The sequence below is a fragment of the Bacillus sp. C30 genome, from assembly GCF_040838255.1.
Classification (GTDB): Bacteria; Bacillota; Bacilli; order Bacillales; family Bacillaceae_G; genus Bacillus_A; species Bacillus_A mycoides.
In genome coordinates, this window is the sequence record NZ_JBFPJH010000051.1 from 1 (window position 1) to 17,288 (window position 17,288).

Annotated in this window: 23 protein-coding genes; 9 read left to right on the forward strand and 14 right to left on the reverse strand. The window is 35.9% G+C overall.

Annotation, left to right across the window (positions count from 1 at the left end):
* The first annotated feature begins 144 nt into the window (after positions 1–144).
* Positions 145–543 carry an Ig-like domain-containing protein gene (locus AB3X49_RS08205; protein WP_002064293.1) on the forward strand — a complete coding sequence of 133 codons (399 nt, stop codon included), beginning with the start codon at positions 145–147 and terminating at the stop codon, positions 541–543.
* A gap of 30 nt (positions 544–573) precedes the next feature.
* Here AB3X49_RS08205 and AB3X49_RS08210 read toward each other — a convergent pair whose 3' ends face one another.
* Positions 574–969 (reverse strand): PH domain-containing protein, encoded by a 396-nt coding sequence (locus tag AB3X49_RS08210; protein WP_367961460.1) that lies wholly within the window; start codon positions 967–969, stop codon positions 574–576.
* A gap of 87 nt (positions 970–1,056) precedes the next feature.
* Between AB3X49_RS08210 and AB3X49_RS08215 the strand changes: the two genes are divergently transcribed.
* Positions 1,057–1,728: a DUF4386 domain-containing protein gene (locus AB3X49_RS08215; protein ID WP_367961462.1), complete on the forward strand. Its 672-nt coding sequence runs from the start codon at positions 1,057–1,059 to the stop codon at positions 1,726–1,728.
* On the opposite strand, the gene AB3X49_RS08220 is transcribed toward AB3X49_RS08215, so the two are convergent.
* Both AB3X49_RS08220 and AB3X49_RS08225 read right to left on the reverse strand, forming a co-directional pair.
* The gene (locus tag AB3X49_RS08220) at positions 1,718–2,293 is read right to left on the reverse strand and encodes a Crp/Fnr family transcriptional regulator (RefSeq protein ID WP_002064291.1); all 576 of its coding nucleotides are present in this window, start codon (positions 2,291–2,293) and stop codon (positions 1,718–1,720) included. The genes AB3X49_RS08215 and AB3X49_RS08220 overlap by 11 nt on opposite strands.
* A gap of 181 nt (positions 2,294–2,474) precedes the next feature.
* On the reverse strand, positions 2,475–3,386 hold the full coding sequence (locus tag AB3X49_RS08225) for a DMT family transporter (RefSeq protein ID WP_002030492.1): 912 nt from the start codon (positions 3,384–3,386) through the stop codon (positions 2,475–2,477).
* Positions 3,387–3,589: 203 nt separating this feature from the next.
* Between AB3X49_RS08225 and AB3X49_RS08230 the strand changes: the two genes are divergently transcribed.
* From AB3X49_RS08230 to exsF, 6 genes are all read left to right on the forward strand, one after another.
* Positions 3,590–4,321 (forward strand): alpha/beta hydrolase, encoded by a 732-nt coding sequence (locus tag AB3X49_RS08230; protein ID WP_002030493.1) that lies wholly within the window; start codon positions 3,590–3,592, stop codon positions 4,319–4,321.
* A gap of 90 nt (positions 4,322–4,411) precedes the next feature.
* On the forward strand, positions 4,412–4,930 hold the full coding sequence (locus AB3X49_RS08235) for a YjcG family protein (RefSeq protein WP_002011397.1): 519 nt from the start codon (positions 4,412–4,414) through the stop codon (positions 4,928–4,930).
* Between the two features lies 1 nt (position 4,931).
* Complete coding sequence (locus AB3X49_RS08240) at positions 4,932–5,354, forward strand: GNAT family N-acetyltransferase (RefSeq protein ID WP_002064289.1); 423 nt, start codon at positions 4,932–4,934, stop codon at positions 5,352–5,354.
* A gap of 223 nt (positions 5,355–5,577) precedes the next feature.
* Positions 5,578–7,644 carry an ATP-dependent helicase gene (locus AB3X49_RS08245; RefSeq protein WP_367961466.1) on the forward strand — a complete coding sequence of 689 codons (2,067 nt, stop codon included), beginning with the start codon at positions 5,578–5,580 and terminating at the stop codon, positions 7,642–7,644.
* A 144-nt stretch (positions 7,645–7,788) separates the two neighbouring features.
* On the forward strand, positions 7,789–8,259 hold the full coding sequence (gene cotY / locus AB3X49_RS08250; protein WP_002011392.1) for a spore coat protein CotY: 471 nt from the start codon (positions 7,789–7,791) through the stop codon (positions 8,257–8,259).
* Positions 8,260–8,426: 167 nt separating this feature from the next.
* Complete coding sequence (gene exsF / locus AB3X49_RS08255) at positions 8,427–8,930, forward strand: exosporium protein ExsF (RefSeq protein WP_002011391.1); 504 nt, start codon at positions 8,427–8,429, stop codon at positions 8,928–8,930.
* A gap of 76 nt (positions 8,931–9,006) precedes the next feature.
* Here the strand turns inward: exsF and AB3X49_RS08260 are convergent, their stop codons facing one another.
* Positions 9,007–9,180 carry a cytochrome C oxidase subunit III gene (locus AB3X49_RS08260; protein ID WP_367961469.1) on the reverse strand — a complete coding sequence of 58 codons (174 nt, stop codon included), beginning with the start codon at positions 9,178–9,180 and terminating at the stop codon, positions 9,007–9,009.
* A gap of 164 nt (positions 9,181–9,344) precedes the next feature.
* Positions 9,345–9,704, reverse strand: a complete 360-nt coding sequence (locus AB3X49_RS08265; protein ID WP_000899658.1) for a DUF1360 domain-containing protein — start codon at positions 9,702–9,704, stop codon at positions 9,345–9,347.
* Between the two features lie 124 nt (positions 9,705–9,828).
* On the opposite strand from AB3X49_RS08265, the gene exsY reads away from it, so the two are divergent.
* Positions 9,829–10,293, forward strand: a complete 465-nt coding sequence (exsY, locus tag AB3X49_RS08270) for an exosporium assembly protein ExsY (RefSeq protein ID WP_002140857.1) — start codon at positions 9,829–9,831, stop codon at positions 10,291–10,293.
* A gap of 48 nt (positions 10,294–10,341) precedes the next feature.
* On the opposite strand, the gene AB3X49_RS08275 is transcribed toward exsY, so the two are convergent.
* The 9 genes from AB3X49_RS08275 to AB3X49_RS08315 form a co-directional block, all read right to left on the reverse strand.
* Positions 10,342–10,860 (reverse strand): CotO family spore coat protein, encoded by a 519-nt coding sequence (locus AB3X49_RS08275; protein WP_002030408.1) that lies wholly within the window; start codon positions 10,858–10,860, stop codon positions 10,342–10,344.
* Positions 10,861–11,007: 147 nt separating this feature from the next.
* Complete coding sequence (fabI, locus tag AB3X49_RS08280; protein WP_098778124.1) at positions 11,008–11,778, reverse strand: enoyl-ACP reductase FabI; 771 nt, start codon at positions 11,776–11,778, stop codon at positions 11,008–11,010.
* 108 nt (positions 11,779–11,886) lie between these two features.
* Positions 11,887–12,741, reverse strand: a complete 855-nt coding sequence (gene rfbD / locus AB3X49_RS08285) for a dTDP-4-dehydrorhamnose reductase (protein WP_367961472.1) — start codon at positions 12,739–12,741, stop codon at positions 11,887–11,889.
* 11 nt (positions 12,742–12,752) lie between these two features.
* Positions 12,753–13,724, reverse strand: a complete 972-nt coding sequence (gene rfbB, locus AB3X49_RS08290) for a dTDP-glucose 4,6-dehydratase (protein WP_367961475.1) — start codon at positions 13,722–13,724, stop codon at positions 12,753–12,755.
* 15 nt (positions 13,725–13,739) lie between these two features.
* The gene (rfbC, locus tag AB3X49_RS08295) at positions 13,740–14,285 is read right to left on the reverse strand and encodes a dTDP-4-dehydrorhamnose 3,5-epimerase (protein ID WP_002134993.1); all 546 of its coding nucleotides are present in this window, start codon (positions 14,283–14,285) and stop codon (positions 13,740–13,742) included.
* A gap of 8 nt (positions 14,286–14,293) precedes the next feature.
* Entirely contained in the window at positions 14,294–15,031 is a 738-nt protein-coding gene (locus AB3X49_RS08300; RefSeq protein WP_193652798.1) for a sugar phosphate nucleotidyltransferase, read from the reverse strand.
* Between the two features lie 14 nt (positions 15,032–15,045).
* Positions 15,046–15,726: a glycosyltransferase family protein gene (locus tag AB3X49_RS08305; RefSeq protein ID WP_367961477.1), complete on the reverse strand. Its 681-nt coding sequence runs from the start codon at positions 15,724–15,726 to the stop codon at positions 15,046–15,048.
* Between the two features lie 11 nt (positions 15,727–15,737).
* Positions 15,738–16,424 (reverse strand): glycosyltransferase family protein, encoded by a 687-nt coding sequence (locus AB3X49_RS08310; protein ID WP_002140852.1) that lies wholly within the window; start codon positions 16,422–16,424, stop codon positions 15,738–15,740.
* Entirely contained in the window at positions 16,421–17,110 is a 690-nt protein-coding gene (locus AB3X49_RS08315) for a class I SAM-dependent methyltransferase (protein ID WP_002125965.1), read from the reverse strand. Before AB3X49_RS08315 ends, AB3X49_RS08310 begins: the two co-directional genes overlap by 4 nt.
* Positions 17,111–17,288: the final 178 nt, after the last annotated feature.

A 17,288-nucleotide genomic window follows, 5' to 3' on the forward strand; every position in this document is an offset into this window, starting at 1 on the left:
CGATAACAGCAGAGCTTTCTTTTAACCGCATTTCGACAATATTCTTCTCGAATTTAACAATTTCTTTATGTTTTGTTAAATTTACTATAACATTCTTCCTTTATATTATTAGTATCGACACCTATACAGAAAGGGGACTCCACAATGTTAGCATCTTTACAGCAACAACATATAAGAAAATTTTCACCTATCACAAACACTTCTACTTCTCGTTTAAACATACAACCTAATCCATCCAAAATTTCAATTGCTCCTTCTGTTATATCTGTAATTGGTATTCATATACAGAAAAATAAGCTTAAAATAAAAACCGGACAAAGTGCCGATTTATCAGCTTCCGTTTTGCCAATGCAGGCAAAGAATCAAGAGCTTATTTGGACAAATATGAACTCCGACGTCATCACCATCTATCCGAAAGGTGAGACAGTAACGATTACTGGAAAAAGTGCAGGAAGAGCAGTCGTAATTGTCACAACTGCTGAAGGAAAATTCCGCGACTTATGTGTCGTTCACGTGCAACCTTATATGACAAATCCAAAGTGACATAAAGAGAGTAGATATGAATCCACTCTCTTACTTTATTTCAATCCCAGGATTTTTTCTTTTTAACAACAAAATAAATTCTTCTTTATTTCTTGGAGAAATAAGTTCTGTTTCATATGATCCGTAAACAATTTCTAATCGATCGAATGATAGTGCATGAGCTGCGATTGGATTTTTTGTATTGGAAATTCGTTTTATGTCTCGGATAAATATACGTTTTTTAACGAGACCTGATGTAATTATAATTTTTTCTTCCTTAACGATATATTTTGTTGAAAACCAACTCCAACTAAACAGTATAGCCAACGGAATTGTAAAAAATAAGAGAAAATATTCTCTCCCTGCAAATATGGGAGCAAAACACGCTCCAATGACAACGAAAAAAATCGGATATAACCATACATCTTTTTTTGATGGAAATTCCACTAAACTTCCTCTCCCTTGATTTAAGTCAATGAATCTCCTCCTCTTCTCTATTACAATGAAAACAACATTAGAATAGGAGGACGTATTATGACTGAGCGAAATTTTGCCTTATTTGCAGGCACTTCTCTTCTTATCATGGCATTCACTGCATTTTTTTCTTACGGTTTTGTTCACGGAAATCTCGTTGTATCAAGTAATGCGAGCACGACACTCCATAATATTCAAACTTCAAGTTCACTTTTCAAAGCAGAAATTTTCGGATGGATTATCATTTTTATTACGGATATTATCGCCTCGTGGGCTCTTTATTTCTTTCTAGAACCTATCCATACTAGCCTCTCATTGCTAGCTACCTGTCTTCGTCTTATGTATACAGCTATACTTGGTATTGCTATATTCAATTTAACATTTGTATTACTTCTTTCAAAAAGCACAGTTGCTAATTCAGAAGCATATACAATGTTATTTCTAGAAGCTTTTGAATACATTTGGTCTGTAGGATTAATCATTTTCGGCTTACATCTTCTCACCTTAGGATACGTAACCTTTCAATCTAAAAACATACCGAAGACTATTAGTATATTACTGCTCATTGCTGCAATCGGCTATATCATCATTAACGTAATGAATACGATGTTTTCACAATATGATGCGATTATTTCCATTCTTAACGTTGTCTTTCAACTACCGATGATCACAGGTGAACTAGGATTTAGTATATGGCTATTGCTTAGAGGTGGAAAAAACTCTACTGTTTGAGTCGTTTCTTAATTCTGCTTAATGATTCTGGCGTAATACCTAGATAACTTGCCAATTGATATTGAGGAACACGATCGATTAAATGCGGTCGTTTTTGTAATAATGATTTGTAGCGCTCTTCTGGTGTCGATGTAATAAATAATGTAAGTTCTTCTTGTACTTCACCAAAATTGTATTCAATCATTTGGCGCGTCATTTCTTCTAACTGTGAATATTTCTTATACATGTCCTTTTCACTATACAGATCGCCAACTACAACTAGACAATCTTCTAGGCACGTTAACGTATGTGGGGATAATTTATCTTGTTTATGATGATTGAAATTTGCGATTGCTTGTTCTTCTGTATAAAAATTTGATGTAACTTCTTTTCCAGATTCATCTATACAATGTTGCCTCACGCATCCTTTTAATACAAAATAACATTTAGACGGAACATCTCCTTGTCTTAAGAGCACTGTTCCTTTTTTATACTCTTCAATTTGTAATTCTTCTACGATCATGCGCTGCTGCTCTTCACTTAATGTTGTAAGATTTGTCATGTATTTCATTAAAATCTCTTTCATTTGGTCTCTCCTTCCCCCTCTATATTTGTATGAGAAACGTATGATGTAACTCCACTATATATTATCTTTTTTCATGCTACATGGCGGGAATTCCCCCTATTAATCTGTTTTATTTTCTGCATGGAACAAAAAAAAGAGAAGTTACCAATAACTTCTCTTTTCGTATATTAGAATAAACTCGTTATAATTCCTGTGTATAAGCCGGTTCGTTCACCACATTTTTTGCTGTTCGCTTTTGTTGCTGTAGTAAGAAAACAGATACACCAAACAATACGAGCATGCTACCGATAATTTGCATTGCATTTAATTTTTCTCCAAGTAAGAAGAACGCTAGTATAGATGCCCCAACTGGTTCTCCTAAAATGCTCATTGAAATCGTTGTTGCATTTACGTAATTTAATAACCAATTATTAATGACGTGTGACACTGTCGGTACAATCGCAAGTAAAAGAAAAATACTCCAATCCCACTTCGTATAGCCTGTAAATGGCACTTGAAGTATAACGTTATAAATCGCTATAAATATACCAGCGAAGGCAAATACAGTGAAACTATAAATCCAATGAGATACTTTCTTTACTGTCGTTTGTCCGATAAATAAATAACCGACAACTGCTATTACACTTAAAAAGGATAATATATCCCCATAAATTGCTTGCTCACTTAGCCCTAAATCTCCCCAGCCAATACACATTACGCCTAGTATCGCAATTCCCATCGTCGCAATTGCTGAATAGGTTGTTCTTTCTTTAAATAAGAAAAAACCTCCCACTAAAGATACGATTGGTTGAAGTGCTAAAATAATCGTCGAACTAGCAACTGTCGTATGCTTTAAGGATTCAAACCATAGAAGAAAATGAAGAGCTAAAAAGAAACCAGATCCAATTAAAAATCCCCAATCTTTTATTTGAATCCTACTAAACTCTTCCCGTTTTTTCCAAACGATCGGCAGCATAATAAGTACGATAATCCATAATCGATACATACTTAAAACGGAAGATGGTGCTGAGGACATCTTTGCAAAAACAGCTGCGAATGAAATTGCTATAATGGAAATTGCTAGTGGTAGTGCGATTGATCTTTCTTGTTTCAAATCCTGTCTCCCCTCTCACCTGTAAAAAATCCCACTTCATTATATCCGTTTTCTTTCACAACTTAAATACTAATTTTTTAGATTCTTCGTACCATTATGGTAAAATAGAAATTAAGGCACCTATTAGTGATTATTTCTTTCCTTTTCACTACAAGCGTTGCTCTTACAATCATTACAGTAAATTTTTATTTAGGGGGATATACATGAATCAAACAATAGGGAGAATTGAAGAAATTTCATTTTTTAGTACATCACTTCAAGAGGAGCTTACACTTCTTGTTTATTTACCAGTAAATTACACACCTCTCCATAAGCATACGGTTGTTATTGCACAAGATGGTAGAGATTATTTTCAGCTTGGTAAAGCGCACCGTGTAATTGAGCGTCTTCGTGAAACTGAAGAAATCGACCGCACAATTATTGTCGGTATTCCATATAAAAATGTACACGATCGTAAGGAAAAATATTTCCCAAATGATGTAAAGAATGCTGCTTACATTCGTTTCCTTGCTCATGAGCTTGCTCCATATATTGATGCAAATTATCCAACGTATCAAATGGGTAAAGGACGCGTTTTAATTGGAGATTCTCTCGGCGGTACAGTTTCCTTCATGACCGCACTTATGTATCCGCATACATTCGGTAAGGTCGTTATGCAATCACCATTTGTTGATGAAACAGTCATGAACTTAGCAAAAGATTTCAAAAATCCGGGGGCGCTAGATCTTTATCACGTAATTGGGACCGAAGAAACAGCTGTCAAGCGTACAGACGGACAAGTATCTGATTTCGTAGAACCAAATCGCGAGTTAAATAAACTACTTACAGATAGAAATTTCATCACGCATTATGAAGAGTTTGAAGGGAATCACACATGGAAATATTGGCAAGCAGATTTACCAAAAGCATTTTCTCATATTCTATCAATGAAATAATAGAGAGCGGTATTCAGAATAATTTGATATAATAGATAAAGAGATTTATTCTCAAAATCTAACTAGACTTGCAAAGGGAGGAATTGGAACATGAAATTAGGAATTGTAATTTTCCCATCAAAAATGATTCAAGATAAAGCGAACGGATTACGTAAACGTTATGATCCGCATTACGCATTAGTTCCGCCACATATTACATTGAAAACACCCTTTGAGACGCAAGATGAACAATTAGAATCGATTGTGAATGAGTTACATACAATCGCAAATAAAACGAACCCTTTCACCCTTCATGTTGGGAAAGTCGGTTCATTCGCACCTGTTAATAATGTTCTTTATTTTAAAGTAGAAAAAACACCTGAACTTACTTTCTTAAATGAAGAAATGCATAATGGTTTCTTTACACAAGAGCGCGAGTACTCTTTCGTACCTCATTTAACAATCGGTCAAGACTTATCAGACGCAGAGCACGCTGATGTATTAGGTCGATTACGTATGAAAGATTTCTATTATGAGCAACCAATCGATCGTTTCCACCTTCTATACCAATTAGAAAATGGAACGTGGACTGTACATGAAACATTCCACCTCGGAAAGGAGAACAACTAATTTGCACGCACAAATCGTACAAACGGACGAACAACTAAGAGATGCATTCTCTGTACGTAAACAAGTATTTGTGAATGAGCAACGTGTTTCTGCAGAAGAAGAGTATGATGAGTTTGAAGAGATTTCAACACACGTTGTTATATATGATAATGATGTTCCAGTTGGTGCTGGTCGCTTCCGCATCGTTGATGGAATAGGAAAAATGGAGCGCATTTGCGTACTAGCTTCACATCGTAAAAAAGGCATTGGTAAAATCATTATGGATGCACTTGAAGCGTATGCGAAGGAAGAGTCTCTACCGAAATTGAAACTCCATGCTCAAACACATGCTGAATTTTTCTATAAAAAGCTAGGATACGTGACGGCTTCTGATGTGTTTATGGAAGCAAATATCCCGCACGTCGTAATGATAAAAGAATTATAAAGTGAAACTTTAATCAGTGGGGGTTTTGTTCATCCCCCACTGATTATTAGCCTTCACCAATCGGGCGTTTACGGGCACCTGAATTTTGAGGTGAGAGTTTTACTGCCCGCAAATAGCGGGGTAATTTTGTAGCAGGAGGTAGCCCCTCCTGTTTTTTACATTGCTATTTTCTTTTTCTTCCGCTAAAGTTAAATGTTGATGCTATAGTTTTGAAGGTGAATATATGACACAAGAAAAATTTTCACAAAAATCGTTAACACACGCTGGTATTCCGCAAGCGACGTATCATATTCCGAAAACATCTACCCATTTAATTATGGAAGAAGATGCAGATGCGGCGTATTTCCGCGCTTTAGAACAGCAAGGTGTTTATTTAAATGAAAAACAGTTAGAAGCAGTGCAAACGACAGAAGGACCTGTCCTTACACTAGCTGGTGCTGGAAGTGGTAAAACATCTGTTTTAACAACTCGCGTTGGTTATTTAGTTAATGTAAAACATGTCCATCCGCGAAATATTTTGCTGCTGACGTTTACACAAAAAGCAGCTGAAGAAATTCGAAGCCGTGTAGCGAATTTACCTGGTATGAATCATGCCGCAAGTAGCTATGTCGTTGCTGGTACATTCCACTCTGTCTTTTTAAAATTGCTTCGTAGTCAAGGATATAATCAGCAAATTTTAGCAAATGAAAAACATAAACAAATTATGATAAAGAAAATTTTGAAAGAATTGCGCTTAAAAGACGATTATGATGCCGAAACGATACTCGCTATGATTTCACTTGAGAAAAACAAATTGAATCGTCCGAAAGATGTAAAAGCGAAAACACCGGTTGAACAAGAGTTCAAAGAAGTATACGAACGTTTCGAAGAGGTAAAACAACGACACAATTATATCGATTTTGACGACATCTTATTAGAAATGTATTATATGTTAGAAAATAACGCTCCCCTGCTTACTCAATTACAAGAGCGTTTTCATTACATTGAAGTAGATGAGTTTCAAGATACGTCGTATGCACAATATGAAATTGTAAAATTGTTAGCCACGCCGAGAAATAATTTATTTATCGCAGGTGATGACGATCAAGCGATTTACGGCTGGCGAGGGGCAAGTCACCAAATTATTTTATCTTTTCCAAAGGAATTTGATAATACTACGATTATCGCACTTAATACGAATTATCGATCTAATCCATTTATCGTAGGACTTGGAAATGAAGTTATTAAGCTCAATCAAGAACGTTTTGATAAAGAGCTATATTCTGTTCGTAACGATGGCATACAGCCGTTTTATGCACGACCTGCGACAACTCTTGATGAAGCAAATCAAATTTTGCAACTCATTCAGGAAAAAGTAGATAGTGGTGAACGAAATTATAAAGATTTTTGTTTATTATATCGTACACATTCTGTAAGCCGTTCTTTACTTGATCAGCTTACAATTCATAAGATTCCATTTATTAAACATGGAGCGAGCCAATCGTTCTACGAACATTCTTTAATTAGGCCCGTATTAGATCACTTACGACTCGTGCTTGAACCGTTCCGCCTCGAATCACTTTCAAATATATTACCAACAATGTATATTGGCCGTGATGAGTGCATTTCATTTATTGAACGTGAACAATGGAAATATGGTGAGGGCCGTTTCCCTTCTCTTCTTCATTTTCTATTACTAAACCCAAGCTTGAAACCTTTTCAAGTTAAAAAAGTAAATGAGCGAATCGATTTTATTAAGTTTATAAAAGAACTTGAACCGAAAAAAGCATTGAAGGAAATTATTCATGGTAAAGGAAAGTATTTAGAGTACTTACAAAGTAATGATCGTTCTTCCTTTACGATGCATAAGGACATACAAGAAGAAATGTTAGAAGAATTAATGGAATCAGCAACTCGCTTTACGGATATTCCAGCTTACTTACAATTTATTAACGAGGCCATTCAAGGTCAAAAAGAAATGGAAACATTAAAAACAATGCCGCAAAAAGATGCTGTATCGCTTATGTCAATTCATAACGCGAAAGGCCTTGAGTTTCCATGCGTCTTTTTACTCGGAGCAAGCGATGGTATATTGCCGCATACTTCTTCTTTAAAAGATGCAAATGACCGTGTGACGGAGACTTCTGAAGCATTAGAAGAAGAACGACGATTACTCTATGTCGCCATTACACGCGCAAAAGAAGAACTTTACATTTCCTCCCCGCAATTTTTCAGAGGAAAGAAACTAGATATATCTCGTTTTCTATATACTACGCAAAAAGATTTACCTGAAAAGACATCCATTAAATAATGGGTGTCTTTTTTCCATATCACGATATGTACATCCCCTCTATATAAATTCCCTGTTTCTATCCTGAGAATTAACGTAATATCAACCATATCCCGTTCATATTGTAATAGTGTATGTCAGAACTCACGATAAGGAGTGAACATAATGAGCTGCAATTGTAATGAAGATCATCAACACCATGATTGTGATTTCAACTGTGTATCTAATGTCGTTCGTTTTATACATGAACTACAAGAATGTGCAACCACAACATGTGGATCTGGTTGCGAAGTTCCATTTTTAGGAGCACATAACACTGCATCAGTAGCGAATACACGTCCTTTTATTTTATACACAAAAGCTGGAACACCTTTTGAAGCATTTGCACCATCTGCAAGCCTTACTAGCTGCCAATCTCCAATTTTCCGTGTAGAGAGTATAGATGATGATGACTGTGCTGTATTGCGTGTATTAACTGTAGTTTTAGGTGATGGTACCTCTGTACCACCTGGTGACGATCCAATCTGTACATTTTTAGCTGTACCAAATGCAAGATTAGTATCAACCTCCTCTTGTATTACTGTTGATTTAAGTTGCTTCTGCGCTATTCAATGCTTACGCGATGTTTCTATATAAAACTGAATACTAATTTAAGCATGGATTGGGTGGCAGATGATTCTGCCACCCAATCCATGCTTAAAAGGTATTATTATGTATTTTTTATAAAATTGGGAACTTGTCTAGAACATAGAACCTGTCCTTTTCATTAACTAAAAGTAGAAACAGATAAAGGAGTGAAAAACATGTTCTCTTCTGATTGCGAATTTAATAACATTGATTGTGAGGCGAAACCAGCTAGTACACTACCTGCCTTCGGTTTTGCTTTCAACGCTTCTGCACCTCAGTTCGCTTCACTATTCACACCACTACTATTACCTAGCGTAAGTCCAAACCCAAATATTACTGTTCCTGTAATAAATAATACAGTAAGTGTCGGAGACGGTATTCGAATTCAAGTAGCTGGTATTTATCAAATCAGTTATACATTAACGATCAGTCTTGATAACGTTCCTACTGCACCAGAAGCTGGTCGTTTCTTCTTATCATTAGGTACACCAGCTAACATTATTCCTGGATCAGGTACAGCGGTTCGCTCTAACGTTATTGGTACTGGTGAAGTAGACGTATCCAGTGGTGTTATTCTTATTAACTTAAACCCTGGTGACTTAATTCAAATTGTACCAGTTGAACTGCTTGGAACTGTAGACATCCGTGCTGCAGCATTAACAGTTGCACAAATTAGCTAGTAAAAAGCGGTATTTCTTAATTGAAATACCGCTTTTTATTTTTACAATAAAAAACACTCACCGTAACATGAGTGTTTCATTCTTCATATTGTTTTATTGTATTCTTCTTTTTCCCACAGTTGCATCCCTTTTTTTTCACAAACCCTTGTTGCTGTAACTGTTCTTGATATGCCTGTTGCTGTTGCTGTATGTTATACCACTGCTGTAGATCATATGAATTTTGCCTTGGATTATTGCTCACAGCAAACATCTCCTCTACTGTCAATTCTGTCTATTTACTATATGAACAACTCTTTATTTCCGTTCCCGCATCCTCTTAAACTCCGCTTTTTCTAACATCATGAAGATTTATCCCGATTGGTGAAGGCTGATAATTAGCGGGGGATGCCCCACACTGATTAAATTTTCACTTTATTATTCTCCCATAAAATATCCTGTAATTGTTTCAATGATCGCCGCTGCACCTGCAATGGCTAATAATGCTAGTACAGGCTCTGCAACAATAGGAATCCATTTATATAAAACTAATAAAAAAGCACTAACCCACACACCTGTACACCAATAGCAGCTTAATAATTCTCCAATCCACTTTCTTAATCCTTTCCCTTTCACCTTTGTAAAAGTCGATACACTTCCATCAGGCTCTGTAATCTCTAACTCATCAATAAACGGTCTTCGCAAAAAAGCTGTAATTTTATCATAAACAATAAGACGAGTTAACCTAAATGCAGCTAGCGCAAAAATAAAAAATAAAAGCCAGCTTGTAAATAACATAATTCCACCTTCCCTATCCTCTTTAGCCTATTTTAAAAAAAAGGTCTTAAGATTGTGACCAAATCTCCCCCACTCCAATATCTTATTAATGTAAATACAAACAAGAAGATAAGGAGTGACATTAATGAGTTGTAACGAAAATAAACACCATAGCTCTTCTCACTGCGTAGTTGACGTCGTAAAATTCATCAATGAACTACAAGACTGCTCTAGTTCAACATGTGGTTCTGGTTGTGAAATTCCATTTTTAGGAGCACACAATACTGCAGCAGTAGCAAATACACGCCCTTTTATTTTATACACAAAAGCTGGAACGCCATTTGAAGCATTTGCACCATCTTCAAGCCTTACTAACTGCCAATCTCCAATTTTCCGTGTAGAAAGCGTAGATGACGATAGCTGTGCTGTCCTACGTGTGTTAACTGTAGTATTAGGTGATGGGTCTCCTGTACCACCTGGCGACGATCCAATTTGTACGTTTTTAGCTATACCAAATGCAAGATTAATCTCGACATCTACTTGCATTACTGTTGATTTAAGCTGCTTCTGTGCTATTCAGTGCTTACGCGACGTTTCTATAGTTAAGTAAACTAAAAAACTATTGGGGTGGTAGAAGCTTTCTACCACCTTTACATATTTAAAAGCCGGCCATATCAATCGATTTGATGTCTTCTATAGATAATCGAATATCTCTCATACTATTTGGTGGCATAATGGATACAATGCCATTACGGTAAGATATAATCGATCCTATATATGAGACGGTCGTCGTTCTTATTCTACATCTTATTTTCGGAATGTAATGAGGACGATTTAATAAAAAATGAATTTTTTCTTCATTATTCATATCCTTAAAGGATTTATTGTAAGGGACCGTTCTCACTTGCTCTTCCTCTACTTTTTCTTCCACCTCCACTTGAGGCTCCTCTCGTGGTTCTTGTTTCTCTTGTTCTACCACTTCTTCCACAGCACTACTTACAATACTTTCATTTCTATTACTTTGCTCTTTTTGATCCTCATCTTCAAAATTCGTTAAAATAATTCTTTTTATTTTCGGTGCAGCGAGTTCTAAATTTACTTGTGCAATATATAACAACGGTTTTCCAACTGTTGAACTTTTATTTTTATTCTTCACACTCGTCCCTCCCACTTCCATACGTAGCTGGATAAATCGTGTACTATTATAGTTATATTCATAACGTGGCTAGAACTTTCGTTAAAAATCGTTCTTTCTGAGAACAATTAAAAAGGACAGTCTCAACGTTTAGAGACTGTCCTTTTTAAACTTTAATTCCTATTATATTTATCCTAAAATATGATATCCTGAATCAACATGAATGTTTTCACCTGTTACTCCGCGTGCTAAATCACTGAATAAGAATACTGCTGTATCTCCAACTTCTTCTGGAGTCGTCGCACGACGAAGTGGTGCGCGCTCCTCAATTTCTTTTAAGATTGAGTTAAAGTCGCCTACACCTTTCGCAGATAACGTACGAATTGGTCCTGCAGAAATAGCGTTAACGCGAATGCCATGTTGTCCTAAATCGTTCGCTAAATATTTCACGCTAGCTTCTAATGAAGCTTTCGCAACACCCATAACGTTATAGTTTTTCACAACGCGCTCGCCGCCAAGGTATGTTAAAGTTAAAATATTTCCGCCTTCTGTCATCACTTTCTTCGCTTCTCTTGCTACAGCTGTTAAAGAGAATGCACTAATATTTTGTGCAAGTAAAAATCCATCGCGAGAAGTATCTACAAATTCGCCTTTTAAATCATCACGATTTGCAAAAGCAATACAATGTGCTACACCGTGAATTGTACCAACTTCTTGCTTAATCGTTTCAAAGCAAGCTGTCAGTTCTTCATCATTCGTTACATCACAAGGTAATACAAGTGATTCTTGTCCTTCTAATGTGTCCGCTAATTCACGAACGTTTCTTTCTAAACGCTCTCCTGCATATGTGAAGATTAATTTTGCACCTGCATTATGCAAAGAGCGAGCAATTCCCCATGCAATACTTCTTTGGTTCGCAACGCCCATAACAACAAATGTTTTCCCTTGTAATAGTTCCATGATATATCCTCCCAGAAATGCTTATACTTGTTATTAGTACCTGATACTATAATTATAGTACCATAAAACCTCTTAAAGGCAAACAAAAAAGTCACTAACATAAATTTGTTAATGACTTTTTGTTTCTATAAAAAACCTTTCTAATCCTTCTTCCCAAGTAGGCATTTGTAAAAAACCATTTAATCGTAGCATGTTATGTTGAAAGATAGAATATTTTGGTCTCGCAGCCGCCGATCCGAATTCTTCAGTTGAAACAGGTAATACATTCACTTTCATATTTGCATACGAAAATATTTTTTGGGCAAATTCAAACCAAGAACATGATCCTCTATTGGATACGTGATACGTACCGTATAAAGAAGTGTGAATGAGCTTATTAATCATCATATTTAAATCCGCCACGTACGTAGGAGAACCAACTTGATCAGCTACAACAGATATGTTTTCTCTCTCTTTTCCTAATCGTAGCATCGTTTTCACAAAATTATTTCCATACTTACTATACAACCACGATGTACGAACTATAAAATATTTATTATGTAACTCTTTTACGAACTGCTCTCCTGCAAATTTAGAAGCTCCATATATATTTATCGGTGCTGGATTATGAAATTCATGATAGCCATCCGGTTTGTCACCTGGAAATACATAATCAGTACTGACATACACTAACTTAGCCCCTACTAATTGTGAAGCAACCGCTACATTTCGAGCTCCAATCGCATTTATTAAGTAAGCAAGATCCTGTTCTTTCTCAGCACCATCTACCTTCGTATACGCTGCACAATGAACAATTGTATGTGGCTTTATTTCTTGTACCACTTGCTTAATTCGAGATATATTTGTTACATCTAATAACTTTTTATCAAATGGATATATGTCATATTCCTCAGAATTCAACTCTTCTTGTAGTTGCTTCCCTAGCTGACCGTTCGCTCCCGTTATGATAATCCGTTCTTTCATCTACATGCCCCTTACTTTTCTTTTAGTGGTTTCCACCAGTCCACATTGTTTTTATACCATTCCACCGTTTCTTTTAATCCTTGTTCGAACGTATACCTCGGTTCCCATTCAAACTCATTCTTCATTTTTTGTGCATCAATCGCATAACGACGGTCGTGACCTAAACGGTCTGTTACAAATTCAATATCTTTTTTCGTTTTTCCTAAAAGTTTTATAATTTGTTCCACAACATCTACATTTGTTTTTTCGTTATTTCCGCCGATATTATACACCTCTCCTACACATCCCTTATGCAAAACGGTGTCAATTGCACTACAATGATCCGTTACATGCAGCCAATCCCTTACATTCAATCCATCACCATATAATGGTAGTTTCTTTCCTTCAAGCGCATTCGTAACCATTAACGGAATTAATTTCTCAGGATATTGGTACGGTCCATAGTTATTAGAACAACGTGTTACAACAACTGGTAATTGATACGTTTCATAATAAGATAAGGCTATCATGTCGCTACTCGCTTTACTTGAAGAATATGGACTATTAGGAGCTAGCGGGGTTTCCTCTATAAATTTCCCGGTTTTCCCTAAAGAACCGTATACTTCATCTGTTGATACTTGCACGAGTTTAATATGTGAATATTTTTTCACTAACTCCAACAGCGTGACTGTACCTATTACATTCGTATCATAAAAAGGAATTGGGTTTTCAATACTACGATCCACATGTGATTCAGCTGCGAAATTTACAATTACTTGCACGTCACGCTCCTTAACAACATGTTCCAGCAGCTCTCCATTTTGGATTTTCCCTTTTACAAATGAGTAGTTAGGATTTTCTTGAATAGACTTTACATTATTTAAATTCCCGCTATATGTTAATGCATCGTAATTAATGATTTTATATGTTTCATATTTTTTTAACATATAGTGAATGAAATTACTTCCAATAAATCCAGCTCCACCTGTAACTAATATATTCATAAACAACTCTCCTACTTAAAAACTATCTTCATATTCCTGAAGTAATGGTAATATTCGATCCTTATCGGACAAGATAGGATTTGTTACCGGCCATGGAATTGATAATTCTTTATCTTCCCAAAGCAAACCGGAATCGTGATCAGCACTATAATACTCATCTACTTTATACATAACAATTGTATGAGGTACAATTGTACAAAAACCATGAGCAAATCCTTTCGGCACTAATAATTGCCTATGATTATCTGCGCTTAAAATATAACCTCTCCACTTTTTAAATGTAGGTGAATCTTTTCGCAAATCAACGATAACATCATATATTGCACCTTGCATAACTTGAATGAGTTTCGTTTGTGCTTTCGGATTTTTTTGAAAGTGTAGCCCTCGAATCGTCCCCGAATGCGCTGAATAAGATACGTTATCTTGCACAAATGAATGCGTAATCCCTAACGATTCTAGCATCTTCTTATTATAACTTTCAGTAAAAAAACCTCGCTCGTCTTCAAACAATCTCGGTTCTAACAATTTCGCATCGGTAAAATTTGTTTCTACAACTTTCATATTTTCACCTATTCTCCATTAAACTGTTTCCCAAAGTTTATATCCCGCGCTAACGTATTCGCTCTTTGAAGAGAAGCATGCGTTCCCGCATCAGTCCACCAGCCGCTCATTTCATTATAAGTAAGTACTCCTCGTTTTAAATACCAATTATTTATATCTGTAATTTCAAGTTCCCCTCTTGCGGAAGGTTTTAATTCTTTTATATAAGAAAAGACTTTCGAATCATACAAATAAATTCCCGTAACAGCATAAGAACTTTTCGGCTCATTCGGCTTTTCTTCAATTTCAATTATTTTTCGGCCTTTAATATGCGCTACACCAAATCGCTCGGGATCTTCTACAGATTGAAGCAGCACTTTAGCCCCTTCTTTTTGACTTGTAAACTCTTCAACATACGGGCAAATATCATCTGAAAAGATATTATCTCCTAATATAACTACCATCCGATCATTTCCTACGAAATCTTCACAAAGTCCTAGCGCCTGCGCAATCCCACCCGCCTTATCTTGCACACGATACGTAAAGGATACACCAAACTCTTGACCACTTCCTAGAAAGCTCACAACATCTCCCATATGCTCTTTACCGGTAATAATCATAATATCTGTAATTTCACATCGCTTCAGCTTATATACCGCATGATAAATCATCGGATACCGCCCAACGGGAAGTAAATGTTTATTTGTTACTTTCGTTATTGGATATAATCTCGACCCTGTCCCGCCTGCTAAAATAATCCCTTTCATCCTTCATCTCTCCCTTATGGTGGAGATAGCACATCTTTATAATGTTCCACAAAAATTTCCCGGTATTTCTCATATGTATCCGCATCAAACTCATCTCCGTTGTAATGAATACACCATAGATTTGCTTGATTAGGGATACCAATTAAATATCCAGCCTTTTGAAATTCTAAAGACTGTGACACATCATAGAAATGGAATCCTTGAAACAAATCCTCTCGCCACGGAATATCATACTGCGTTGCCATGAGTAAACCATCGATTGCTTGCATTGACATAAAAGATTGATTTCCATAAAACCCCTGATCCAAATTTAATAATTGATAATTCTGTCTTCTGTACTCAATCACTTTCCCTACTAAATTTTTCCCTTCCCACCATATCCCGTTACTCGGTAAAAACTGAGCACCAGCTACTCCAATTAAACCAAGCTTTTCATTTTCTTTAAAAAGAGAAATGAGGGTACAAAACATATCACGATTAATAAGGTAAGTATCTTGATGTATATATACTTTATATTTCGCCGGATATGAAAGTGCTCGATTGTATGCACTTGCCATACTTTTCGCATCTCGTATCGGAAAAATTTGCACTACATAGCCAGGGGGAACAACAATGTTTCTTATTTGCCTTTCACATTGCTCGAAAAGCTCTTCATTATTTACACAAACAACGACTAATATTGTATGATCTTTCATTTTGTAGCCCTCTATTCTTCCTTATTCACATCTGACATATAGTTCTCTACAAATACTTTTCTATACTTTTCATAGTTCGTCATATTTACATCGAAATGATAATGAATACACCAAGCATCACGCTGCACAGGGACACCGACTGTATACCCAGCTTTTTTAAATTCAAAAGATTGGGATACATCATAAAAATCAAACCCATCAAATAAGTCCTCTCGCCACGGAATATCATATTGTGTCGCCATCAATAAACCGTCAATACATTCCACAGGAATAAATGTTTTCGATTCATGAAATGGTTGCTCTAAACTTGCCATATAAAACAAATCGTTCATATAACCAATGACTTTCCCGACAATCCCACGCCCTTCGTTCCATACACCATTTGGAGGAACATATTGGGATCCAACCATCCCAATCATCCCAAGATGTTCATGCTCCTCAAATAATTGAATTAATCCGTATAGAAAGGCTCCATTTATAATAAAGACATCTTGGTGTAAATACACTTTATACTTCGCTGGATGTGAAATGGCTTGATTGTATCCGCTCGTCATACTTTTTGCATTTCGAATCGGCATAAATTGTATAGTATACCCAGGAGGTACTGCCAATTTCAATATATGTCGCGCACATTGTGCATACAATTTCCGATCATTTATACATGTAACAAATAATATTGTTTTTTCTGCAGCACTCATAATTGTGATTTTTCTGCTTCAATAATATATTGAAATACAACTGTCTCAGCCATGAAGCCACTTCCAAGACGATACTTTTTACAAATTCCATATAACTCTTCAATAAGTGGCTCATATATTTTATGATCAACATATACACGATCTACTTTACTAATAGAATATCCTGCTTTTAAAAACATTCTTAGCATTTCATTAAAAGTAAAGAAACGAATATGCGTTTTATCTAATAAGCCATATTCTGTATACGTCCAATTTCCAGCGAGTAAGGGAGCTAATACTGAAATGTGCGCAACGTTTGGTATGCTAGCTAAAATCACACCATTTTCTTTTATATATGGCTTTACTTTCTTTATGACAGCCCACGGATCAAATAAATGCTCTAATACATCCCCGAATATGACACAATCAAATTGTTCCTTCTCATAAGGAAGATCCATTGTTTCTATATCACCTAAAATAACATGATCTAGTTTTTCTTTCGCTTTTTCGGCAGCCTCTGGGAACGCCTCAATTCCTGATACACGTGCTCCATTTTCTTTTATAGCCGCTCCTAATGCACCGCTCGAGCAACCAATATCAAGAACTTCTTGCCATTCCTTTTTTATATGCTTAAATAAATTAGGGTTTATCGCATTATAATAATGTTCAGATTTTTCTTCGTATAAAGAACTTTTCTCCCGATTCATTTCACACACTCCTTATGCAAATTGAATTTGAAATATAAACAAAAGATATTCTACAAAGGATGCCATCTCTATTGGTTGCATTACCGATACTCTAATATATAGCCATTCTACTATCATTAGAATAGCGACAAGTCATTTCCTAAAAATAGAACAAATTACATTTTATATTGTTTATCAT